The following is a 22,137-nucleotide window of genomic DNA, read 5'->3' as shown; positions in this document are numbered from 1 at the left end:
CGACGGCGCCCGGGTCAGAAGACCTGGTACTCCCCCGGCGTGAGGAAGAACCCGGTGCGGGCCCCGGTGTCGACGCAGGTGACGCCGGCCTGCTCGACCGCGCAGCGCGCCGAGCCCGACTCGACCACGGTGCCCGGCCGGGCCACCCGGGCGCCGGGCTCGCGGATGGTGTCGGTGTTGCAGACCGGCTGCGCCCGGCCGTCGAGCGTCTCGATCCGGCCGACGCCGTTGGTGGCGCCGCCCCCGCAGTAGGACTCCTCCTCGACGAAGCCGGTGCGCAGCTCGCACGACGGGCCGATGACCGCGTCGTCGAGGAGGCAGTAGACGAGGTCGCGCGGCGTGGCGAACCGCGGCGCCGACACCGGCGCGGCAGAGACCGCGACCCGCTCGATCCGCGCGACCGCCTCGACGTACGTCGTCGGGCCGGTGCCCTGCTCCGGCTGGGCGGTGCGGGTCCCGGTCGGCGACGCGGGCGCGTCGGTGGTGGTGCCCGTCGTCGGCGGAGCGGTCGTCGTCGGCGTCGTCGGCGCCGTGGAGGTCGCCGTCGACGACTCCGTGGCGCCCGACGTGGAGGGCGTCGGCTCGTCGGCCGGCGACTCGTCCGCGGAGGCCGACGGGAGGGTGGTCACCGTCGGGACCTCGCTCGCCGACCCGCCGTCGGACCCGCACCCGGCGAGGGCCGGGGCGAGTCCGACGGCGAGGGCGACGGTTGCCAGCAGCGTCCTGGGGCTCATGCGGTCATGGTCCCAAGCCACCGCCGGGGAGCGGCTCAGCCGCGCCGCAGGTTCCGCAGGACGTACTGCATGATGCCGCCGTTGCGGTAGTAGCCGGCCTCACCGGGGGTGTCGATCCGGACCACGGCGTCGAACTCGACGGTGCCGCCGTCGGCCTTGGTCGCGGTGACCTTCACCGTCCGCGGCGTGGTGCCGTCGTTGAGGGCGGTGATGCCGGCGATCGCGAACGTCTCCTCACCGGTGAGCCCGAGCGAGTCGGCGTTCTCCCCCTCGGGGAACTGCAGCGGGATGACGCCCATGCCGATCAGGTTCGAGCGGTGGATGCGCTCGTAGGACTCGGCGATGACGGCCTTCACGCCCAGCAGCGACGTGCCCTTGGCGGCCCAGTCGCGCGACGAGCCGGAGCCGTACTCCTTGCCGGCCAGCACGACCAGCGGCACACCCTGCTCCTGGTAACGCTCCGATGCCTCGTAGACGGTGGTCACCGGCGCGTCGTCCTGCGTGAAGTCGCGGGTGAAGCCGCCCTCGGTGCCGGGCGCGATCTGGTTGCGCAGACGGATGTTGGCGAAGGTGCCGCGGATCATCACCTCGTGGTTGCCGCGCCGCGAGCCGTAGGAGTTGAAGTCCCGCTGCTCGACGCCGTGCTCGAGGAGGTACTTGCCGGCGGGCGAGTCCTTCTTGATGGCACCGGCCGGGCTGATGTGGTCGGTGGTCACCGAGTCGCCTAGCTGAGCAGCACCCGGGCGCCCTCGATGTCGCTGACCGGCTCCGGCTCCTCCGGCATGCCGTCGAAGTACGGCGGCCGGCGGACGTAGGTCGACTCCGGGTCCCACTCGAACGTGTCGCCCTCGGGGTCGGCAGCGACTGCCACCGCTCGTCGCCCGCGAACACGTCGGAGTAGCTGGAGCCGAACATCTCCGCGGTGATCGCCTCGGCGATGACGGCCTCGACCTCGGCCGGCGACGGCCAGATGTCCTTGAGGAACACGTCGTTGCCGTCCTGGTCCTGGCCCAGCGGGTCGTTGAACAGGTCGACGTCCATCGAGCCGGCGAGCGCGTAGGCCACGACGAGCGGCGGCGACGCGAGGTAGTTCATCTTCACGTCGGGGTTGATCCGGCCCTCGAAGTTGCGGTTGCCGGAGAGCACCGAGACGACCGCGAGGTCGTGCTCCTGCACGGCCGCCGACACCTCGGGGATGAGCGGGCCGGAGTTGCCGATGCAGGTGGTGCAGCCGTAGCCGACGAGGTTGAACCCGAGCTTGTCGAGGTACGGCGTCAGCTCGGCCTTCTCGTAGTAGTCGCTGACGACCTGGGAGCCGGGCGCGAGGGGTGGTCTTGACCCACGGCTTGCGCTCCAGGCCCTTCTCGACCGCCTTCTTGGCCAGCAGCGCGGCGCCGATCATCACCGACGGGTTGGAGGTGTTGGTGCACGACGTGATGGCCGCGATGGTCACCGCGCCGTGGTCGAGGGTGAACGTGGTGCCGTCCTCGAGGGTCACCTCCACCGGCTGGCGCGGGCGGTCGTCGGTGGCGGTCTCGCCGTGCTGGTGCTCCAGCGGCCGGTCCTCCGGCGAGTCGCCGTTGTAGATGGCCGGGCTGTCGCTGGCGGGGAAGGACTCCCTGGAGGCCTCGTCCGCGCGGCCCTTGGGAATGGCGTACGCGTCGTCGACGTAGTCGAGCAGGGCGGTGCGGAAGCACGACTTCGCCTCGCTGACCGCGACCCGGTCCTGCGGCCGCTTGGGGCCGGCCAGCGACGGGACGACCGTGGCCAGATCGAGCTCGAGCTTCTCGGAGTAGCGCGGCTCGGCGTCCGGGTCGTGCCACAGGCCCTGGGCCTTGGCGTAGGCCTCGACCAGGGCCAGCTGCTCGTCGGAGCGGCCGGTGAGGCGCAGGTAGTTGACGGTCTCGTCGTCGATCGGGAACACGGCGATCGTGGAGCCGAACTCCGGCGACATGTTGCCGATCGTGGCGCGGTTGGCCAGCGGCAGCGCGGAGACGCCGGGCCCGTAGAACTCGACGAACTTCCCGACGACGCCGTGCTCGCGCAGCATCTCGGTGATCGTCAGCACCAGGTCGGTGGCGGTGGAGCCCTCGGGCAGGTCTCCGGACAGCTTGAACCCGACGACGCGCGGGATCAGCATCGACACCGGCTGGCCGAGCATCGCGGCCTCGGCCTCGATGCCGCCGACGCCCCAGCCGACCACGCCGATGCCGTTGACCATCGTGGTGTGCGAGTCGGTGCCGACGCACGTGTCGGGGTAGGCCTGCAGGACCCCGCCGACCTCGCGGGTGAAGACGGTGCGGGCCAGGTGCTCGATGTTGACCTGGTGCACGATGCCGGTGCCCGGCGGGACGACCTTGAAGTCGGAGAACGCGGTCTGGCCCCAGCGGAGGAACTGGTAGCGCTCGCGGTTGCGCTCGTACTCGATCTCGACGTTGCGCTCGAACGCCTCCGGGGTGCCGAACACGTCGGCGATGACGGAGTGGTCGATCACCATCTCGGCGGGCGCGAGCGGGTTGATCCGCGACGGGTCGCCGCCGATCTCGGCCATCGCCTCCCGCATGGTGGCGAGGTCGACGACGCACGGGACGCCGGTGAAGTCCTGCATGATCACCCGCGCGGGGGTGAACTGGATCTCCTTGTCGGGCTGGGCGTTTCTCGTCCCACCCGGCGAGGGCCTCGATGTCCTCGGCCGTGATGTCGGCGCCGTCCTCGGTGCGCAGGAGGTTCTCCAGCAGCACCTTCAGGGAGAACGGCAGCGACGCCTGGTCGAGGCCCTCCCCTGGACCGCGTCGAGGCGGAAGATCTCGTACGCCTTGCCATTGACGTCCAGGGTGCTCCTGGCGCCGAAGCTGTCCCGGCTCTTGGGGCTCTCGGGGCTGGTCATCCGCGTCTCCGTCCTCTTCGACTGCTCGGGGTCTCACGACCGGTCCGTCACCCTCATCCTGCCGCCGCGGTGGTCGCGGCGCCCAGTGAGGCAGTCCTAAGTCGGACTCCCGAATCTCTTGATATCAAGATACACGGTGTCGAGGTGGTTCTCCACCCGACCCGCTCACGCCACGACGGTGTCCTCGGCGAACTGCGTCCGGTACAGCTCCTCGTAGCGGCCGCCGGCGGCGAGCAGCTCGCCGTGCGTGCCGCGCTCGACGACCCGGCCGTCCTCGACGACGAGGATCTGGTCGGCGGCGCGGACGGTCGACAGCCGGTGCGCGATGACGAGCGCCGTGCGCCCGGCCAGCACCTCGGCGAGGGCGGCCTGCACGGCGGCCTCCGACGTCGAGTCGAGCGACGCCGTGGCCTCGTCGAGGACGACCACCCGCGGCCGCTTGAGCAGCAGCCGGGCGATCGTCAGCCGCTGCCGCTCGCCGCCGGACAGGCGGTAGCCGCGCTCCCCCACGACCGTCTCGATCCCGTCGGGCAGCGACCGCACGAGGTCGGCGAGGCGCGCCCGTTCGAGGGCGTCCCACACCTCCTCGTCGCTCGCCCCCGGCCGCGCGAGCAGCAGGTTGCCGCGGATCGTGTCGTGGAAGAGGTGTCCGTCCTGGGTCACCATGCCCACCGCGCCCCGGATCGCCGCGGCCGACAGCTCGCGGACGTCGACCCCGGCGAGCCGGACGGCGCCGGTGTCGACGTCGTAGAGCCGGGAGACCAGCTGGGCGATCGTCGACTTGCCGGCGCCCGAGGACCCGACGAGGGCCACCACCTGGCCCGGCTCCGCGCGCAGCGACACCCCGTGGAGGACCTCCTCGCCCCCGCGGGCGTCGAGGGTGGCCACCGACTCCAGCGAGGCGAGCGAGACCTGCTCGGCCGAGGGGTAGGAGAAGCGGACGTCGTCCAGCTCGACCGCCACCGGGCCGCCGGGCAGCTCGCGGGCGTCGGGCCGGTCCTCGATCAGCGGCTCCAGGTCGAGGACCTCGAAGACCCGCTCGAAGCTCACGAGGGCCGCCATCACCTCGACCCGGGCGGTCGCGAGGGCCGTCAGCGGCGCGTAGAGGCGGGTGAGCAGCAGCGACAGCGCGACCACGTCGCCGGCGTCGAGCCGGCCCGCCAGCGCGTAGTAGCCGCCCAGTCCGTAGACCAGCGCCACCGCGAGGGCGGAGACGAGCGTCAGCGCGGTGACGAACGTCGTCTGCACCATCGCGGTCCGTACGCCGATCTGGGCGACCCGCCGCGCCCGCGCGGCGAACTCGGCCGACTCCTGCTCCGGGCGTCCGAACAGCTTGACCAGCGTCGCACCGGGCGCCGAGAACCGCTCGGTCATCTGGTTGCCCATGGCGGCGTTGTGGTCGGCCGCCTCGCGCTGGATGCCCGCGAGCCGGTTGCCCATCCGACGCGCCGGCACCACGAAGACCGGCAGCAGCACCAGCGCGAGTAGGGTCACCCGCCACGAGATGCCGAGCATCACCACGAGCGTGAGCACCAGCATCACGAGGTTGCCCACCACGCCCGACAGCGTGGTGCTGAACGCGCGCTGGGCGCCGATCACGTCGTTGTTGAGCCGGCTCACGAGCGCGCCGGTGCGGGTGCGGGTGAAGAACGCGACCGGCATCCGCTGGACGTGGTCGAAGACCGCCGTCCGGAGGTCGAGGATCAGGCCCTCCCCGATGCTCGCCGAGAGCCAGCGCGTGACGAGGCCGATGCCGGCGTCGACGACCGCGACGCCCGCGATGACGAGCGCGAGGGTGACGACGACGCCCGACTGCTCCCCCCGCGACGATCGCGTCGACCACCCGGCCGGCGAGGACGGGCGTGGCCACGGCCAGCGCCGCACCGGCGACGCTCAGCACGAGGAAACCGACCAGCTTGCGCCGGTGCGGCCGGGCGAAGCCGAGGATCCGCCGGGCGGTCGCGGCGCTGAACGCACGCCGCTCGTCGGGCGCACTCATCCGCCGGTAGACCTGGTTCCAGGCGATCGACTCCATGCTCATGCCCGCGCTCCGTCCCGTCCGTGTCCTCGACCGCGGCACCGCCACCGGCGCCGGCTCCGTCGACAGTAGGACTTCAAGTCGGCTTGAAGACAACTTGTTCCCCTCTGGCCCAGCTCCTCGCCCATCTTCTTGGCCAGGCGTGTCGCGCGGCCTTAGGTTGCTGTCCCTCATGCGTGCGACGGTCCGGGTGTACTGGCGGCTCCTGGTCGCCGGGTTCCGCCGCCAGTCGGCGTACCTGCTCGCCGCGTTCGGAGGCCTGGTCGCCAACACCACCTTCGGCCTGCTCAAGGTGGCGATCCTGTTCGCCACGGTCGAGGCGGCGGGCGGCGAGCTGCAGGGGTACGACGTCGCGCTGATGAGCACCTACATCTGGGTGTCGCAGGGCCTGCTGGGCTCGGTCAACCTGCACGGCGGCACCGAGATCGCCGAGCGGATCAAGACCGGCGACGTGGCTGTCGACTTCCTCCGCCCGCTCGACGTGCAGGCGGCGTCGGTCGTGACCGAGGTCGGCCGCTCGCTGTTCTCCCTGATCCCCCGCGGCATCCCCTCGGTCCTCATCGGCGCCCTCGTCGTCGGCATGGCGGCGCCGGCGAGCCCGCTCGCCTACCCGCTCGGTGCGCTGAGCGTCCTCCTCGGCATCACGCTGTCGGCCGCGACCGTCTACCTGCTGGTCGCGGCTCCCGGGTTCTGGCTGGTCGAGACCCGCGGCCTGCAGGTCCTCTACATGGTGGTGTCGGGCTTCCTCGCGGGGCTCTTCGTCCCGGTGTGGCTGTTCCCCGGCTGGCTGCAGACGGTCGCGGAGGCGACGCCGTTCCCCGCGATGCTGATGTACCCGGTCGACATCCTGTCCGGCCGCGCCGACGTCACCGCCGCGCTGGCCCTGCTCGCCGGCCAGGCCGCCTGGCTGGCAGGCGTGCTCCTCCTCGGGCAGGCGCTCACCCGCGCGGGCCGGCGGCGGCTGGAGGTGCAGGGTGGCTGACACCGCGGCGCTCCGGTCTCGCCTGCGCCCCTACCGCACGGTCCTGGCCTCGCGGGCCCGGGCCCAGCGGTCCTACCGGGCCAGCTTGCGCTCGACCTGCTCAGCTCGGTGCTGGTCGGCGTGGTCGAGCTGGCCGAGGTGTGGGTGCTGTTCCACAACGTGGTCGAGCTCGGCGGCCTGGAGTTCACCCAGATCCTGCTGGTCTTCGGGCTGGCCGACCTGTGCTTCTCCCTCGCCGACCTGTCCTTCGGCCACTGCGACCGGCTGCCGACGTACCTGCGCAACGGCGCCCTCGACGTCTTCTACCTGCGCCCCCAGCCGCTGCTCCTCCAGCTCATCACCAGCGACGTCTCGCTCCGCCGGCTGGCCCGCGCCGCGGTCGGCGCCACGGCCCTGGTGGCCGCGCTCGTGCTCAACGACATCGACTGGAGCGCCGCCCACGTGCTGCTGCTGGTGCTCGCCCTGGTCAGCGGCTACGCCACGTTCGCCGGGATGTTCGTGTGGGCGGGTGGCGCGCAGTTCTTCCTCATCGAGGGAGCCGAGACCACCAACGCCTTCGTCTACGGCGGCCGCTACGCCGCCAGCCAGCCGGCGTCGGTGTGGAACCGTCCGCTCTGGGCGGTCTTCGGGTTCTTCTTCCCGATGGCGTTCACCGGCTTCCTGCCGGCGCTGACTCTGCTCGGCCTCGACGGCCCCGGGTGGCTGCCTGGCTGGCTGGGCTGGTGTGCGCCGCTCGCCGCGGCGTGGACGTGGCTGCTGGCGCTGCTCAGCTGGCGGTTCGGGGTCAGGCACTACCAGGGAGGCGGCGGATGAGCGACCCGATCATCAGGACCCACGGCCTGACGCGCGACTTCCGGGTCCGCGACGGCCTGCGGCGACGCACGGTGCGCGCGGTCGACGACCTGAGCGTCGAGGTCGCCGCCGGCGAGGCGGTCGGCTACATCGGCGCCAACGGCGCCGGCAAGTCGACGACGATCAAGATGCTCACCGGCATCCTCGTGCCGACCAGCGGGTCGGTCCTCACCTGCGGGCTGCGCCCGGTGGCGGACCGGCGCCGGCTCGCGCGCGAGGTCGGCGTCGTCTTCGGGCAGCGCTCGCAGCTGTGGTGGGACCTCCCGGTCCGCGAGTCGTTCCGGATCCTGGCCGCGATCCACGACCTGTCCACGGAGGCGGAGCGGCGGCGGACCGACGAGCTGGTCGACCGGCTGGAGATGGCGGAGTTCCTCGGCACGCCGGTGCGTCAGCTCTCGCTCGGGCAGCGGATGCGCGCGGAGGTGGCGGCCGCGCTCCTGCACTCTCCGCGGCTGATCATCCTCGACGAGCCGACCATCGGCCTCGACGTGCTGTCGAAGCAGCGGCTGCGCGAGTTCCTCGTCGCCGAGCGCGCCAGCCACGGCACCACCCTGCTGCTCACCACCCACGACATGGGCGACGTCGAGCGGCTCTGCGGCCGGGTGCTGGTCGTCGACCGCGGCCGGCTGGCGTACGACGGCGACCTGCGGGGCCTCTCCCGCACCGTCGGGGCGGAGCGGGTGCTGGTCGTCGACCTCGCCGCGTCCACCGGCGACCTGACGGGCATCCCCGGCACCCGCCACCTCGCGTCCGAGGCCAACGGCCTGCGCCAGCGGCTCGCGTTCGACGCCGAGGCGACCACCGCCGCGCGCGTGCTCGCCGCGGTGTCCGAGCGCGCCGAGGTGCTCGACCTGACCGTCGAGGAGCCCGACATCGAGGACGTCGTCCGGCGGATCTACGCCTCCCGCCGGTGAGACCGCGAGAAGAATCTTCCGGTCCGGTGTCGTGCCGTGCCGGTCCCGTTCGTGGACAGGTCAGACAACAACCTCTGCCGAAGGAGAATCCGATGCGCACCCTGATCTACACCGCTTTCGTCTCGATCGACGGCGTCGTCGAGGGACCGGGCGGCGAGCCCGGCTACCGCAACAGCGGCTGGACCTTCGAGGGCATCGACTTCCTGCCGGAGGCCTACGAGCTCAAGGGCCGCGAGCAGGAGGAGGCCGGCGCGCTGATGCTCGGCCGGGTCAGCTACGAGGCGTTCTCGCCCGTGTGGCCGACGATGACCCAGGAGTTCCCGCTCTACAACGCGATGCCGAAGTACGTCGTGTCGACCACGCTCCGCGAGGACGACCTCGTCGACGGCTGGGGCGAGACCACCATCCTGCGGTCGCTGGACGACGTGGCGGCTCTCAAGGAGACCGACGGCGGCCCGATCTCGGTGCACGGCAGCGCGACCCTGGCCCGCGACCTCGCCGACGCCGGCCTCGTCGACCGCTACCATCTGCTCGTCTTCCCCGTCGTCCTCGGCGCCGGCAAGCGGATGTGGAGCGACACCGACAAGGACAAGCAGCCGCTCCGCGTCCTCGAGAGCGAGACCTACGCCAACGGCATCCAGAAGCTCGTCTACGAGGTCGTGCGCTGAGGCCGCCGACCCGGGGGGTGACCGGTCGGAGAGCGTCCTCATCCGCCCATCCTCGATCCGGGTTCGGCCGTGATCTCCAGCCGGGGCCAGTCGTGCAGGTCGCGCAGGAGCTGACGGTCGTGGGTGGCCACGACCACCGCGGCCTCGGTCCGGCGCACGGCGTCAGTGACCTCGTCGACCAGTCCCATCGACAGATGGTTGGTCGGCTCGTCGAGGATCAGCAGGTTGGGCCGGGCGGCCAGCTGCAGGGCCAGGTCGAGACGGCGTCGCTGTCCCTCCGACATCCGACCCACCGGCGTACGACGGGCCTCGGGGTCCAGCAGTCCGGTCGCGCCCAGCGGCACCAGGTCGCGCTCCCCGCTTCTCCCGCCATGGCGAGGCGCCCGACGTGTGTCTCGTACAGCTGCTCGGCGCGGCTGTCCGCCGGCCAGGCAGGCACCTCCTGCAGCAGTGCCGCCAGCCGCAGGCCGGAGAGGTGCCGGACCTCACCGGCATCGGGGGCGACCGCGCCGGCGAGGATGCCGAGGAGGGTGGACTTCCCGGCACCGTTCGCGCCGGTGACCAGCAGCCGGTCGCCGCCGGCCAGGTCCAGGGACACCGGCCCTGCGAGCCGGCCGGTGAGGCTCACGTCCTGGGCGCGCAGCAGCGGGACGCCGGCCCGGACACGGAGATCGGGCCAGCGCAGCCGCGGCGGCGGAACCGGGACGTTCACCCGGTTGGCGTCGAGGTCGTCCAGGGTGCGGTTGAAGGCGCGCACCAGGCCCGGTGCCCGGGACTGGCGCTGGTGCTTCCCGGTGCCCTTTGTCGGGCCGCCAACCGGTACTGAGCCGGTCGCGGGCCTGTCGCGCCGCCTCCTCGAGTCGCCGCTCCTCAGCGCGCTGCTCGGCGAAGTCCTGCTCCCAGCGGGTCCGCATCCGCTCCCGCGCTTCCCGCCACGCGTCGTACCCACCGGAGTGGAGGTGGGCTCGCCCGTCCTCGGCCGGGTCCAGGTCGAGGAACTCCCGGGCGACGTCGCGCAGCAACGCCCGGTCGTGGCTGACCACCACCACTCCACCGGGGTGGGCTCGCAACCGTTCGGTGAGGAACTCGAGCCCTGCCGCGTCGAGGTGGTTGGTCGGCTCGTCGAGCAGCAGGACGTCGTGCTGCGCGCCGAGCACGCACGCCAACCGGACCCGGTACCGCTGCCCCACGGAGAGCTGAAGCAGGGGCCGGTCGCGGTCGGTGCAGGCACCGAGCGCGGCCAGGGCGACGTCGACGCGCCGGTCAGCGTCCCAGGCGTCCAGGGCGGTGGCCGTCTCCAGAGCGGCGGCGTACACGTCGTCCGAGCCGGGTGCCCCGGCGACCATGAGCTCGGTGGCGTGGTCGAGCGCCCGCAGGGCCTCGTGTGAGGCGCGCAGCGCCTCGGCGACCAGGTCGCCAACGGTCTCGCTGCTGGCGGCTGCCATGGCCTGGCGGGCGAGGCCGAACGTCCCCACGCGGTGCACGCTGCCTTCGTCGGGCTGGAGGATGCCCGCGAGCACGTGCAGCAACGTCGTCTTCCCGCGGCCGTTCTCGCCGACGATCGCGAGCCGCGAGCGCGCGGTCACGGTCACGTCGAGGTCGGCGAACAGGGCGCGCCCGCCACGAGCGGCGGCCAGCGCGTCGCCCCTGATCTGGGCGTTCGCCCCGGCCGGGAGCGCGTTCCCCTGGTCATGGAGGACGGAGGGCACGGCGCCGCTGGAGGCGGTGTCAGCAGTGGGGTGGGATCGATGAGGAAAGGGGTGGACAAGGTGATGCTCCCAGCTCGAGTACGGAGCCGGGCGTGCGACGACGCCGCCCGGCGGAGGAGACCGGTACGGCGGGCAGGGGAGGACGAGGTCGGACTCGGTGCGCCGCCGTCAGCGGGCGGTGCGGAGCCTCATCGAAGCGACGCCGAAGAACGTCGCGGCTGCTGAGTGCATGCCTCCACCGTACGGGGGTCCGCGGAGCGCCGCTGCTCCTTTTCCGAGCACCCGCCTTCTCGGTCCGGGCCGGCGACGTCAGCGCGATTGGCTACCGTGACGAGACACCGATCACCGGCCGAGCCCGCCGACCCGCGAAGTGAGGAGCCCGTGACCGCCCGCCGCGCCTCGCTCCTCGCCCCCCTCGTGGCCGTCGCTCTGCTCGCCGCCGCGACCCCCGCGACGCCGTCCTCGACGAGTGCGGCGGGCCCGGACATCGGGGAGCTCGAGGCTGCGTCGACCAGCTCGCCGACCGTACGGCGGGTGGTCCAACCGGTCGGGGTGCCGGGCCGGTGGCGCCTGGTCTTCCGCGACGAGTTCGACGGCACGCGCCTCGACCTGGACAAGTGGCGGCCGAACTGGCTGGCCGGCTCGGACCGGGCGGTCACCAAGCCGGTCAACGACGCCGAGCTGTCGGCGTACGCCCCCGCCAGGTGCGCGTCGCCGACGGGACCCTGCGGCTGCGCGTCGTGAAGCGCGACATCCGGGACAACCGCGGCAGGAGGTACCGCTACGCGTCGGGGCTGGTGCAGAGCGCCCACGACTACCGGTTCCGTTACGGCTACGCCGAGGCGCGCCTGCACCTCGAGGCGAACACCGACCCGGAGCTCGGGAAGGTGGGCAGCTGCGGCCCCAACTGGCCCGCCTTCTGGCTCAACGGCGACGACAACCCCGAGGACGGCGAGATCGACGTGATGGAGTGCCTCGGCGCCGATGTCGGGTGGCACTACCACTGGTCCGAGGGCACCGGCGCCGGCTACCCGAGCGCTGGCGCGGCCGGATGCCGGGCGGAGGCGGCTGGCACACCTTCGGCGTGGACTGGCGGCCGGGCCGAGTGACGTTCTACTACGACGGCCGCAAGGTCGGCACGCACCGTCGCGGCGTCACCGGGTCGCCGCACTACCTCGTCCTCAACCACGCGATCAGCGGCACCAAGCGCAAGGTCCCCTCGACGCTCCAGGTCGCCTACGTGCGCGTCTGGAAGCGCGCGGCGTAGCCGGACGTCCGTGGTGCGTTCTGTGCGGGCTCGCCACCCTCGTTCCTTCCCAGCGTCGCGAGTCGCTGCCCGACGAGCTCGAAGGGGTCCGGGACGAGCGCGCAGAGGAGCGCGCGATCCCGGTAGTGACGCTCCGGCCCTGGCAGTGCGGTCGCCGCCGCCTTGCCGACGATCGCTGCCAGCAAGATGGGCCGCGGGATCGTGCCGCGGCGACCTGCGTGCACGACAGTGATCCCCTCCGCCCGACTCAGCGCCTGCGTGCCGCCGGGCACTTCGATGGTGCGGCCGGGCGGCGTCGTCGTCAGATCGGCCCGCTCCCCCCAGCCCTTCCGGTGCAAGGACGTCGATGACCACGGTCATGCGCGGGACCGTTCGCTTTGCCAGGCCGACAGCAGTTCCGCCAGACGCGCGGCACCCGCGGCGACGGCACGAGGCTCCACGCTCTCGAGAAGGTCGGCCGCGAGCACGGCGTCACCCACCCCGCCAGGCGCCAAGGCTCCGTCCCCCGCGAACGGCCAGACCTCCTTCGGGACACGGATCCTGAGATTGGGATCCGCCCCTTCGCGCAGAGCGAGTGACCGCGACAGCTCGGGCCAATGCGATTCCTCGACATAGAACTCGGGGATCGGATCCATCAGAGCAACGACGTCGAATCCGCGGCTCGCTACTTCATCCAGCCCAACAGCGCGAACTCCATCCGCTCGCTGGAGGCGCTGAACAGCTGCCGGGTGCGCGACGACGTCGAGGACGTTGCTGCGTCCGCGAAGGGCGGCACGCCAGCCGTCCGGTCCGGGATCGACCCGGGCAGCGAGATAACGCCGCACCTGCGAGCGCGCCGAGTCCGACAGCCAGCCCGCCTGCCCGCCATCGAGGAGGTCGAGCGCGGCCCACGCCCGCTTCGGCGCCAGCGGTCGACCCCCGGACGCGCCTGCTGCTCCAGCCGAGCTAGATCCTGAGACGAGACGAGCCAGGAGTTGCCCAAGCGGCGACCCCGCAGGCCCCCGAACGAAGCAGTTGCCTGACGCGAGATTCGTTGACCCCGAGTCGGCGTGACGCTTCCCTGACGCTGATCGCCATCGGTCTCATCTCCTTTAGAGAAGTATACCGTTAGCGGCATAGTTCCCGAAAGTCGCCCACGGCCTCTCGTGAAGGCCTCGGTGCGATTCGAAAAGCCCCAACCGAGCCGACGCTGAGCCTTCAGGCCGGGATATCAGAGGGCGGAGCCAAGGCCCCCGAATGCATCACCGCAGGTCAGAGGCGCTTTGCGTCAGTAGCGCAACGCACTCCACGTGGTGCGTCATGGGGGAAAACGCCGAGGGCCCTGAGCGTGAGCGCGGTCGTTTGCGGTTGACGGCGTTCATGAGAGGAAACAAGCCGCTGACCTGCGGGTTCATCGGCAGCGCCTCTGATCGCGTCGGGTCCTCTCTGCGACGCTCCGCGACTAATAGCGCGCCCAAAACGCGCTATCGACAGGGCCGATCCGAGGTTCACAAAGTGGCCCGCCTATGGCTCGACGCGATCACCCTGCAGGGCGTGGTGGCGAACTGGCAGACGTCCGTATGAGCGCCACCCACCCGCTCGCGAACTCTGTCCGATCCGCCGGACCGCCTGCATGCCACGCAGTTTCGGCTCGAGTGATGGGCGAGCGCGCGAACCGTCGGCTGATCGTTAGGGTGGCGCCCGAGTCTGGAACGTGCGGGGCACGTCGCGGAGTAGGCAGCGAGCGCCCGAAGGAGGGGATTTGAGCAGCAACAAGCAACGGAAGGCCCGCCGGAAGGCTGAGCGCGAGCATTGGGAGCGCGAACAGGCGCGGGTGGCCGAGCGACGTCGCCGGGTGCGTCTGGTTGGCGTCTTCGCCAGCGTCGGTGCGGTGGTAGTGGGCGTGGGGCTCGTGGTCGCGCTCACCGCTGGCGATGACTCCGACCAGAGCGCGGAGGACCAGGCAATCGAGGACACAGACCTTCTGGCCTCCGAGGCTGCCGCCGACGCACATGCCTCCGCGGCAGCCGAGGCCACGGCGGCCGGCGAGGTCCTGGCCGACGACTTCACCGTCGAGCCGGGCACACCGGTGGACAGCGGCCGCAAGCCGGCGCTAGACGACCGTCCCGTGGCCTGCGGGGGGAAGGTACCGGCCAACGCCGCTGCGACTCGGCCTCGCTATCCCGGTGGTCCGGCCGAGATGCTCGAGGAGGGCGTCGACTATGTCGCGGTGATAGAGACCTCCTGCGGCCCGATCACCATCGACCTGCTGGAGAAGGACGCGCCGGTGACGGTCAACTCATTCGTGTTCCTCGCCAGAGAGGGCTTCTACGACGGTCTCGAAGTGTTCCGCGACTTCGGGGGGATCACCGCGGTACAGACCGGGAGTGGCGACAACAGCGTTGGCTGGGATGTCGGATACCGGCTCCCCGACGAGCTGGAACGTGCTGAGCGCGAGGGCTATCCGATCGGGACAGTGACCACGGCCGGCGAGGGACCCTACACCGCAGGAAGCCAGTTCTACATCGCATACGGGACCTGGTTAGACGACGGCTTCCGGGACAACCGCATCCACACTACGTTCGGGCGGGTGCTGAGTGGCATGGAGGTCATCGACACCATGACGGCGATGGAGCGCGTGGGAATGGGCGGCGAGGCGTTCGCCGAGCGGCTGTTCATGGAATCGGTGACCATTCAGCAGCGCTGATCTACGTGAACACACCGTCGTCCTTGACCAGCCTGCGCCGGTTCAGAGGCCCCGTGATCGTGACGGTGCACGCCGCCGCGCATGACTATTGGTAGGGTCGGCTGACCGTGAGAGTGCAAGCTCCTTTAGCGAGGCCGACGCGACGCAACGGGCCGAGGTCGCACACGCCGTGACAGCGAACTTGATCGCATCCCACGCGAGCAACAGAACGACTACGTTGAGCCAGCCTGAGGCGCCGGCCTCGACCGCCAGGGTGAAGCGTCAGTACCAGGAAGGCGCACCCCACTGCAAGCGCGCCGACCACCACCGCCATGCGAAGCGTCGGCCTCGAGCCCCGGACGCGACGGATGAGGACGTTGGACGGCGCGTAGGCGTGCAGCAGCGCATGCCCCACGGTAACCAAGACGACGGCGGGGACCGCGATGAGCTGGAGCAACATGCACACCTCCTGGGCAGGCTGACACTCAAGCCGGTATCAGGCAGACCGTGAGTCCCACCCAACCGAGCCCCGCCTCTTGTGGATCGAGGCCGCGATGACGCGCCTATAGTGCGGAAACGGCGAGACCGTCGGCAGTTTGCCAGTGCCCGACCGGTAGCTCCGCTGCTGCGCCGTCCGCGGCACCTCGCGCGGCGTGCTGGGCACGTCGACGATCGGCCCGTTGGGCGTCGGTCGCCGCTCCTCCTCCGAGGGGCAAATCCGAACTGACCTTGTACCGGTCGCGATAGGCAGCCACCGCGACTACATCGGCCCGCCACGCGATCATGGCGGGTGGGTGAGCAGGCGACTCGCCCAATCGGCGCAGCCACACGGCGCCGTCCGAACTCGCAGCATCGACCAGCGCGGCAGCGCGCGCCTCGATGAGGTGCTTGCGCTCATCGATCGCCCGGCGGTTCTCGGCGGACATCGCCCCCAACGGCTCCGGGATGAGCCCTGCGATCAAGCGCGGGCGCAGCCGGCAGTTCCGGGCCGAGGACGCCGCTGCCTGTTCGAGCCGGTACCTAAGTATTGCGGCGACGTCGTCAGCATCGTCCAGTCCGTGCTGCCCAATCACACGCGGCACCAGCTTCTCGAGGTCGTGGTGGTAGGCCTCAGCCCTACGAAGAGACGTGGTGAGTGGCCCGAAGGCGCTCGACCGGACAACGGCATCGTGCTGCTCAGGCGTGAGACCGGACCGCCGGAGGAGTTCCACGAACCGGTGGCGTTGGGCGTCTGCCGCAATGGTCTCGAGTTCGGCGGCGAGGCGGTCGATGCCGCCATGGATCGCGTACTCGGCCTCCATCGTCTCGTGCGCGGACATGCTTGCGCCGCTGTGCTGGAGCACGCCGAAGAGCACAGTGCGAGCAGTGACGTCATCGGGCTCCGGAGTTGAGTGGCTATCGTCCGGCTGGTCGAGAGCCACATAGGCGATGTTCGACTCGCGGCCGCGGCTCATCGACACGTAGAAGTTCTCCCGGGTCGTTGAGGGTGTGACGACGACGTGGGAGGTGTCGACGGTGATGCCCTGGGCCCTGTGGGCGGTGACGGCGTAGCCGAGGTCTACGTACTCGGCGACGTACTCCGCGGGCAGTACTGCTTTGCCTCGACGTCGTGGATCGAGCCGGTCGACGAGCATCGAACCGTCGTGCCGGATGTCGACCACCCGCCAGCGGTCGCCGTTCTTGACCCAGCCGCCGCGAGAGGTCCGCAGGGTTCGCTCGTTGCGTCGGGTGATGACCACATCTCCGACCGAGACGCTGTTGCCGGCGGCCAGTGGGGATCTCACGACCGTCGACGGCGCCGTCGAGCAGCAGCCGTTCGGCGCGGGCCCGCTCGTTCAGGGCTCTCACGGCATGCGACGACTCGGTCACGAGGATGCTGGCCTTGCCGGCCCTGCAGTCTGCACGCCATGCCTCGTAGGCTCGGTCGAGCATCTCGTCGGTCAGCCCTTCGCGGACCCGCTTTGGCGGACGTACGTGGAGATGACCTCGACCTCACCTCGACGAAGGGCGAGGGAAGCGTGCTTCTCCCACTCGTTCACGAAGCGATGGATGTCGGTCAGCTTAGGGGCGTCGGTGCGGCGGTCGACAAGGAGGGCGAAGGCGCCCCCTGCTTCGACAGACTGAAGTTGATGCGGGTCACCGACGAGCAGGACCTTGGCCCCTGCGGCCGCTGCGATGCCGCTGATGCGGTCGAGCGTTGTCGTTCCCGCGAGCGTGGCCTCGTCGATGATCACCAACTGCCCGGCACGGAGATCCGTGCGTCCGTGGTCGTAGTCATGCAGCCACTTCGCCGTGTTGTCACAGGCGACCCCTAGGTCATCGGCCAGGGCCTGCGCAGCTGTCGCGGAGGGCGCCAGACCGATAACACTCCCCTGCCGGTGCTCGACGATCCACGCGGAGCGAAGGACGCGCATCGTTGTGGTCTTGCCTGCGCCTGCGGGACCGACCAGCAGGTCCACCTGACGACCGGACGAGGTGATGCCCTCGAGCGCGGTCCGCTGTTGAGTGCTGAATCGACCGTTCGAATGCCTCACCACGCGCGCCAGCGTGCTGCGGCGTACGGTCGGCGCGTCCGTCGCATCCGCCCGTTCCAGGAGACGTGCTTCTGCACCGATGATCGAGGTCGAGGAGTACTTGGCCGAGTGTCGCGGCCGAAAGACGCTCGTGCCGTCCTCTCGCTGGAAGCGGATCGGACTGCTCGCGAGCTCCGGCGGAGTCAGCGACACCGAATGACGCTGAGTCGCGTCGACCACCATCGCGACGACCTCCTCGCGGTCCGCGGTAGTCGCGAACCGGAGGTCCATCGTCTGCTTCGATGCCTCGGCCATGAGGTTCCAGTGGGTCCAGACCGCCCTCTTGACCTCGACAGCGGCCACGACGTCAGCGGCGATCGCCTCGATCGCGGCCAGAGGAACGTCGTGGACGGTGAGCGGAGCGCCAGCAGCACCAAGGATCGTTGCGGCCCACGCGGTTGCATCCCCACCTAGCCGCTCGGACGCGCGGCCTCGCCACTCGGCGGTCAGGTCAGCGAGCGACCGCAGCTCCTGGGTGGGCGGGTCGCCAGGGTCGCCTGGGCGCGCAACTCCACGATGGTCTTGGGCGACGGCATCCGACCGTGCCTTGCGACGTACTCAGAGATGAGCTCGTCCTTCTTGAACTCGATCTCGCGGCTCCGGCTCGAGAACTCTGCGATGAGCTCATCGCTGATGCCGGCGATCTCCCATTGCGGATTGCGGTCGGCGCCGCGTTGGCGGAGCTCCCACTCGACGCCGACGTCTCGGCTAAGCCGGTCGGCCAGCAGGGCGTTGTAGTGCGCCGACAGTCCCGTGACGGAGGGAGAACACCGGGCGGCCGTCGAGGCTGCGCCACCGACCGTCTATCACGGTCAGCACCTTGTTGGACACCACCACGTGGGTGTGGAGCTGTGGGTCTCCTGCGCGTGAATCGAAGTGGTCGTAGGCGACGGCGGCGACCCCCGCGACGCTGATCTGCGCCACGGCACCATCGCTGTCCGAGATGCCGGCCCTCGTCGCGGCCACCTCCCGCTCGAAGAAGGCGATGACGTCGGCGACGGCCGCATGATGCGCGTCTGCGATCCGGTCCTGCGTGGCCGCGTCCGCGACTGCCCACAGCACCGATACCGACTTGGGAACGCTGAAGGTGAGATCGAAGCCCGCCACGGCCTGGCGCATACCGGCAGCGGTCTCCTCGGCTTCGATCCGACTCGTTTCGGCCGCGCAGTCCTCCTCCGTCACCGCCGGATCGAGAGCCGCCACTCGCTCGTCGATCCGGTCCGCCAGGCGCTTATACGTCGGATACGCACGTCCGAGCTGCTCCCCAGTGATCGGGTCCCGCCCCATGCCGATCAGCAGCGCGAGCTGCTCCTCGGTCACCTGCATCCCCGCGGCCAGCTGACCGCTCCCCAGCGCACGGACTCCGGAGCCGAGCCAGCGGCCTGGCGGCGTACCGACCTCCGAGTAGTACCGGGTGAGCGGCGTCGACAGGGCCCTGCTGCCGTCATCGGCGGCGACGCTGCGCAGCAGGTACTGGTAGCCGCTGCCCGCGGACATCCGCCGCAGCGACACCGTCACGGCCGTTTCCGTTCCACAGCCTTCAGGTGCGCTTCTTCATCCACAGCCCCCTCGATCTGCAAACCGTGTGAAGGCGAGAAGGGCTGGGGTGAATGAGGTGGAGCCGGAATGCGATGAGCGGGACGGACGACGGCGGTAGTGGAGAGGTGGCAGTGACGAGGTGGAGGAGGACAAGGACGAGGTGGAGTTGTCCGGAGAGGTTGGAAGTTGGCGAGCACCTGAGCGATGGCTCGGAACGAAAGAACAGACGAGCCGAAACCGAGAATCGGGTTTACGATGAGGTCCAGACGATGCACGCACCGCCAGCGGGGTGTCGTCTGCGCCTCGAGCCGAAAGGCGAGAGGATGCGAGCAAGCGCCATGAAGATTCGACTCGGGTTGATCTCCTCGGCGACCGGCATGCTGATGTTGGCCGCTGTCTCTGCTTGCGGCGGCAGCGACACCGATCCCCCCGGCTACCGCCGAGCCGTCGGCGGCGTCGGCGACAACGAGTTCGCCGACGACTACCCCCTCGCCGAGTTCTCCCTCCGACGCGGCGAGCGCCGACGCCACCGCGGCCGTACGGAGCTACTTCACGGTCGTCGACCAGCTCCGCAGCGATCCTGCGGCCGACCTCAAGAAGCTGAGGTCTGTCACGACGAGCGCGCAGCTCACCGCCATCACCACCCTCGTCGAGCGATCGCGCGAGCAGGGCCAGCGGCAGACCGGCACGACAGCCATCAACCAGCTGGAGGTTCAGTCGGTCAATCTCGACAATTCTGATCCGAAGGCAGGCAAGGTGCCGACGGTCGTCATCGACGTCTGCTGGGACGTCACCAAGGTCGACGTGCTCGACAAGAGCGGAAAGTCGATCGTCTCCCCTGATCGCCCGGACACCGGGTGGACGCGTTACACCGTCGCGAACTACAAGTACGCCGCTGACCCGACCGGCGGCTGGCGTGTGGCGACTGGCCAGGATCTCAAGCAGGCGCCATGCGCGGCGTACTGACTCGCCTCCTGCTGATAGGCCTCGCCACCGCCGGCCTGACTGTCCTCGCGCACCCGTCGTCGTACGCCGACGGCACCGACTGCGCGCAAACAGATCCCGCGACCGGTGAGTGCTTGCTCTGGATCGACGTGCCCGGCAATCCGGGCGACCCGGGGACGCCGGGTGACGACGGACCGAAAGACACCGGAAGCGGTGCAGCCTGCTACTGGGACGGCACAAGCCAGGGCATCATGAAACCCCCTCCCGGGCCCGTACCGTGCACATCACCGGCTGGTTACTGGTCCAACGCCTACAACTGCTACATCAAACCGGTAGAGCCACAACCGCCCGCAGGCGATCCTGCCTGGCAGGGGCACGAGCCCGGCGATGGCGCGGTCTACCAGTGCTATCAACCGCAGACCGGCGTGCTCATCACCATCTGGGCACAGGACCCGCCGCCGAACTCCGGCACCGGGCCGACGCCACGCGAGGTGGCCCAGCTCGCCATCGACCAGATGCGCCTGTCTGCCATCAACATCGGCATCGCTCCACAATCCGGTCCGGACAGCGTCGGCCTCGTCGGAATGCCGGTCTGGATGTGGGCGCAGGATCCGAACGAGCACACGTTCGGGCCGATCACCGCCAGCGCCTCGGCCGGGGGCATCACGATCACGGCAACCGCCAAGGTCCTCCACGTCAACTGGGACATGGGCGACGGCACCGAGGTCGTTTGCGACTCGGCGGGCACCCCGTACAAGCCGTCGTACGGGAGGAAGGACTCCCCCGACTGCGGCCACATCTATACGAAGTCGAGCGCGCATGAGGCCGATGACGTCTACACCGTCACGGCAACCTCCAGCTGGGTCGTCACGTGGTCGGGAGCCGGTCAGACGGGAACGATCCGACTCGACGGCCTCAACCGCTCGACACAGATCCGGATCGGCGAGGCGCAGGTGCTCGTGAACTGACGAGCTGCGCGGGAGGTACGACGAAGTGTCCACAACTGCCCGAGAGGACCGGAGGACCGGCCCGGGCCCCGCCGCGCAGGAGACCACCGCGAGCATCACTCCCCCGCCCAAGCTGCGGAGACGCCCTGCGCTGGTCGTGGCCGCGGTCATCGTGACCGCGCTCGGCTGCCTGATCGGCGCGTGGGCCTGGAGCGCGACGACCAACAGCCAGGAAGTGCTCGCAGCCCGGGACACGATCCACCGCGGCGAGGTGATCGAGGCCGAGGACATCCAGAGGATCCGGATCAGCGCTGACCCGGCGCTGTCTCCACTGCCTGCCTCAGCGTTCGAAGACGTCATCGGGCAGCGAGCAGCGCTCGACATCGCGGCTGGCGGCCTACTCACCAGCGAGTCGACGACCGAGGGGCCCCTTCCACCGCTGGGCCAATCGATCGTCGGGATCTCCCTGACACCCGCACAGGTCCCCGGAATGCCTCTCTACGGCGGCGACAAGGTCCGCATCATCGTCACGCCGGGCGACGACGGAGAAGCACCCGCGAACTCCCCCGCAGTTCACGGTCGCCGAGGTCGTCGACACCTATCTGGACGAGACGACCGGCAACACGGTCGTCAACGTCCTCGTGCCTCATGCCGATGCCGGCGTCCTTGCCGCGCGAGCCGCCACCGGGAACGTCGCCCTCGTACTCGACTCCGGAGCCGAATGATGGCCGTCATCTGCCTGACCTCTGCATCCGGCTCGCCCGGCGTCACCACGACCGCCGTGGGCCTCGCGTTCTGCTGGCCGCGCCCTGTGCTGCTCGTCGAGGCGGACCCCCACCGGAGGCTCCGGCATCCTCGCCGGATTCATGAAGGGCACGACGCCGTACGACGCCGGGCTCGTCGAGCTGGCGCTCTCGCCGCTGAGCGCGGCAGACGCCCTACGGGACGTCGTCCTACCGCTGAGCCCGAACGTCTCCCTCGTCGCGGGAACGCGAACCCATGCCCAAGCACCCGCACTGCGCGACGTGTGGGAGCCGCTCGGCTCGGCCTTGCGCGAACTCGAAGCGAGCGGGCAGGACGTCATCGTCGATGCCGGCAGGCTCGGGCTGACAGGGTCGCCGCAGCAGCTCATGGACTCGGCTGACGCGACCCTTCTGGTCACTCGCGCCAACCTGCCGGCGATCTCCGCGGCACGCTCGTGGGCCGAGACCGTCCGCGCGCCCGGGACCGGATGGAGACACCCGGGCCTGCTCCTGATCGGCGAAGGACAGCCGTACCGTGACACCGAGGTCTCCAAGGTGCTCGGCATGCCCGTGGTCGCCGACCTCCCCCGATGACGCGGCGGCGGCGGCCGTCTACCACCGTGGCGCGCACCCGCCCCGTCACTTCGAGACAGGCTCCTTCGTCCGGGGCCTCC

21 protein-coding genes and 2 pseudogenes are annotated in these 22,137 nt (G+C 70.5%); 11 read left to right on the top strand and 12 right to left on the bottom strand.

Features of this window, described 5'->3' with window-relative positions:
• Positions 1–14: 14 nt before the first annotated feature.
• The 3 genes and pseudogenes from MF408_RS20650 to MF408_RS20640 all read right to left on the bottom strand — a co-directional run bounded on the left by MF408_RS20650 (position 15) and on the right by MF408_RS20640 (position 5,505).
• The gene (locus MF408_RS20650) at positions 15–734 is read right to left on the bottom strand and encodes a hypothetical protein (protein ID WP_240249223.1); all 720 of its coding nucleotides are present in this window, start codon (positions 732–734) and stop codon (positions 15–17) included.
• A gap of 35 nt (positions 735–769) precedes the next feature.
• Positions 770–3,342 (bottom strand): annotated as a pseudogene (locus tag MF408_RS20645) (aconitate hydratase).
• 444 nt (positions 3,343–3,786) lie between these two features.
• Positions 3,787–5,505, bottom strand: coding sequence for an ABC transporter ATP-binding protein (locus tag MF408_RS20640; protein ID WP_345893782.1), 1,719 nt, complete (start codon positions 5,503–5,505; stop codon positions 3,787–3,789).
• A 326-nt stretch (positions 5,506–5,831) separates the two neighbouring features.
• On the opposite strand from MF408_RS20640, the gene MF408_RS20635 reads away from it, so the two are divergent.
• The 4 genes from MF408_RS20635 (at position 5,832) to MF408_RS20620 (ending at position 9,075) form a co-directional block, all read left to right on the top strand.
• Positions 5,832–6,641, top strand: a complete 810-nt coding sequence (locus tag MF408_RS20635) for an ABC-2 family transporter protein (RefSeq protein ID WP_240249222.1) — start codon at positions 5,832–5,834, stop codon at positions 6,639–6,641.
• A 108-nt stretch (positions 6,642–6,749) separates the two neighbouring features.
• Positions 6,750–7,454 carry an ABC-2 family transporter protein gene (locus MF408_RS20630; protein WP_240249221.1) on the top strand — a complete coding sequence of 235 codons (705 nt, stop codon included), beginning with the start codon at positions 6,750–6,752 and terminating at the stop codon, positions 7,452–7,454.
• Positions 7,451–8,407: an ATP-binding cassette domain-containing protein gene (locus MF408_RS20625; RefSeq protein WP_240249220.1), complete on the top strand. Its 957-nt coding sequence runs from the start codon at positions 7,451–7,453 to the stop codon at positions 8,405–8,407. Before MF408_RS20630 ends, MF408_RS20625 begins: the two co-directional genes overlap by 4 nt.
• Positions 8,408–8,499: 92 nt before the next feature.
• Complete coding sequence (locus MF408_RS20620; RefSeq protein WP_240249219.1) at positions 8,500–9,075, top strand: dihydrofolate reductase family protein; 576 nt, start codon at positions 8,500–8,502, stop codon at positions 9,073–9,075.
• Between the two features lie 38 nt (positions 9,076–9,113).
• Here MF408_RS20620 and MF408_RS20615 read toward each other — a convergent pair.
• From MF408_RS20615 to MF408_RS20605, 3 genes and pseudogenes are all read right to left on the bottom strand, one after another.
• Positions 9,114–9,404 (bottom strand): annotated as a pseudogene (locus MF408_RS20615) (ATP-binding cassette domain-containing protein); the annotation flags it as partial.
• Positions 9,293–9,673 carry an ATP-binding cassette domain-containing protein gene (locus MF408_RS20610; RefSeq protein WP_240249217.1) on the bottom strand — a complete coding sequence of 127 codons (381 nt, stop codon included), beginning with the start codon at positions 9,671–9,673 and terminating at the stop codon, positions 9,293–9,295. The gene MF408_RS20610 and the pseudogene MF408_RS20615, both read right to left, overlap by 112 nt.
• Positions 9,561–10,784: an ATP-binding cassette domain-containing protein gene (locus tag MF408_RS20605; protein ID WP_240249216.1), complete on the bottom strand. Its 1,224-nt coding sequence runs from the start codon at positions 10,782–10,784 to the stop codon at positions 9,561–9,563. The genes MF408_RS20610 and MF408_RS20605 overlap by 113 nt, the downstream gene beginning before the upstream one ends.
• 381 nt (positions 10,785–11,165) lie before the next feature.
• On the opposite strand from MF408_RS20605, the gene MF408_RS20600 reads away from it, so the two are divergent.
• The 3 genes from MF408_RS20600 to MF408_RS20590 are packed head-to-tail and all read left to right on the top strand — an operon-like array spanning position 11,166 to position 12,051.
• Positions 11,166–11,528 carry a hypothetical protein gene (locus MF408_RS20600; RefSeq protein WP_240249215.1) on the top strand — a complete coding sequence of 121 codons (363 nt, stop codon included), beginning with the start codon at positions 11,166–11,168 and terminating at the stop codon, positions 11,526–11,528.
• Positions 11,525–11,893 carry a family 16 glycosylhydrolase gene (locus MF408_RS20595; protein WP_240249214.1) on the top strand — a complete coding sequence of 123 codons (369 nt, stop codon included), beginning with the start codon at positions 11,525–11,527 and terminating at the stop codon, positions 11,891–11,893. Before MF408_RS20600 ends, MF408_RS20595 begins: the two co-directional genes overlap by 4 nt.
• Positions 11,869–12,051 carry a hypothetical protein gene (locus MF408_RS20590; protein ID WP_240249213.1) on the top strand — a complete coding sequence of 61 codons (183 nt, stop codon included), beginning with the start codon at positions 11,869–11,871 and terminating at the stop codon, positions 12,049–12,051. The genes MF408_RS20595 and MF408_RS20590 overlap by 25 nt, the downstream gene beginning before the upstream one ends.
• Here the strand turns inward: MF408_RS20590 and MF408_RS20585 are convergent.
• Both MF408_RS20585 and MF408_RS20580 read right to left on the bottom strand, forming a co-directional pair.
• Entirely contained in the window at positions 12,021–12,389 is a 369-nt protein-coding gene (locus tag MF408_RS20585) for a hypothetical protein (RefSeq protein ID WP_240249212.1), read from the bottom strand. The genes MF408_RS20590 and MF408_RS20585 overlap by 31 nt on opposite strands.
• A gap of 18 nt (positions 12,390–12,407) precedes the next feature.
• On the bottom strand, positions 12,408–12,686 hold the full coding sequence (locus MF408_RS20580; RefSeq protein ID WP_240249211.1) for a hypothetical protein: 279 nt from the start codon (positions 12,684–12,686) through the stop codon (positions 12,408–12,410).
• Between the two features lie 1,106 nt (positions 12,687–13,792).
• Between MF408_RS20580 and MF408_RS20575 the strand changes: the two genes are divergently transcribed.
• Entirely contained in the window at positions 13,793–14,737 is a 945-nt protein-coding gene (locus MF408_RS20575) for a peptidylprolyl isomerase (protein WP_240249210.1), read from the top strand.
• A gap of 542 nt (positions 14,738–15,279) precedes the next feature.
• On the opposite strand, the gene MF408_RS20570 is transcribed toward MF408_RS20575, so the two are convergent.
• From MF408_RS20570 to mobF, 4 genes are all read right to left on the bottom strand, one after another.
• Positions 15,280–16,500, bottom strand: a complete 1,221-nt coding sequence (locus MF408_RS20570) for a hypothetical protein (protein WP_240249209.1) — start codon at positions 16,498–16,500, stop codon at positions 15,280–15,282.
• A gap of 156 nt (positions 16,501–16,656) precedes the next feature.
• A complete protein-coding gene (locus tag MF408_RS20565) occupies positions 16,657–17,592 on the bottom strand; it encodes an AAA family ATPase (RefSeq protein WP_240249208.1) in 936 nt (311 codons plus the stop codon).
• Between the two features lie 143 nt (positions 17,593–17,735).
• Complete coding sequence (locus tag MF408_RS25985; RefSeq protein ID WP_275693504.1) at positions 17,736–18,014, bottom strand: relaxase domain-containing protein; 279 nt, start codon at positions 18,012–18,014, stop codon at positions 17,736–17,738.
• Positions 17,998–18,807 carry a MobF family relaxase gene (mobF, locus tag MF408_RS20560; RefSeq protein WP_275693251.1) on the bottom strand — a complete coding sequence of 270 codons (810 nt, stop codon included), beginning with the start codon at positions 18,805–18,807 and terminating at the stop codon, positions 17,998–18,000. Before mobF ends, MF408_RS25985 begins: the two co-directional genes overlap by 17 nt.
• A gap of 777 nt (positions 18,808–19,584) precedes the next feature.
• On the opposite strand from mobF, the gene MF408_RS20555 reads away from it, so the two are divergent.
• From MF408_RS20555 to MF408_RS20545, 3 genes are all read left to right on the top strand, one after another.
• Positions 19,585–19,794, top strand: a complete 210-nt coding sequence (locus MF408_RS20555) for a hypothetical protein (protein ID WP_240249207.1) — start codon at positions 19,585–19,587, stop codon at positions 19,792–19,794.
• Positions 19,779–20,741: a hypothetical protein gene (locus MF408_RS20550; protein ID WP_240249206.1), complete on the top strand. Its 963-nt coding sequence runs from the start codon at positions 19,779–19,781 to the stop codon at positions 20,739–20,741. Before MF408_RS20555 ends, MF408_RS20550 begins: the two co-directional genes overlap by 16 nt.
• A gap of 845 nt (positions 20,742–21,586) precedes the next feature.
• Positions 21,587–22,057 (top strand): hypothetical protein, encoded by a 471-nt coding sequence (locus tag MF408_RS20545; protein ID WP_240249205.1) that lies wholly within the window; start codon positions 21,587–21,589, stop codon positions 22,055–22,057.
• The last annotated feature ends 80 nt before the right edge of the window (positions 22,058–22,137 follow it).

The sequence above is a fragment of the Nocardioides sp. TF02-7 genome (assembly GCF_022437945.1).
Taxonomy (GTDB): Bacteria; Actinomycetota; Actinomycetes; order Propionibacteriales; family Nocardioidaceae; genus Nocardioides.
The sequence above is the reverse complement of the archived record's forward strand: the minus strand, read 5'-3'. Positions and strand labels throughout refer to the sequence as shown.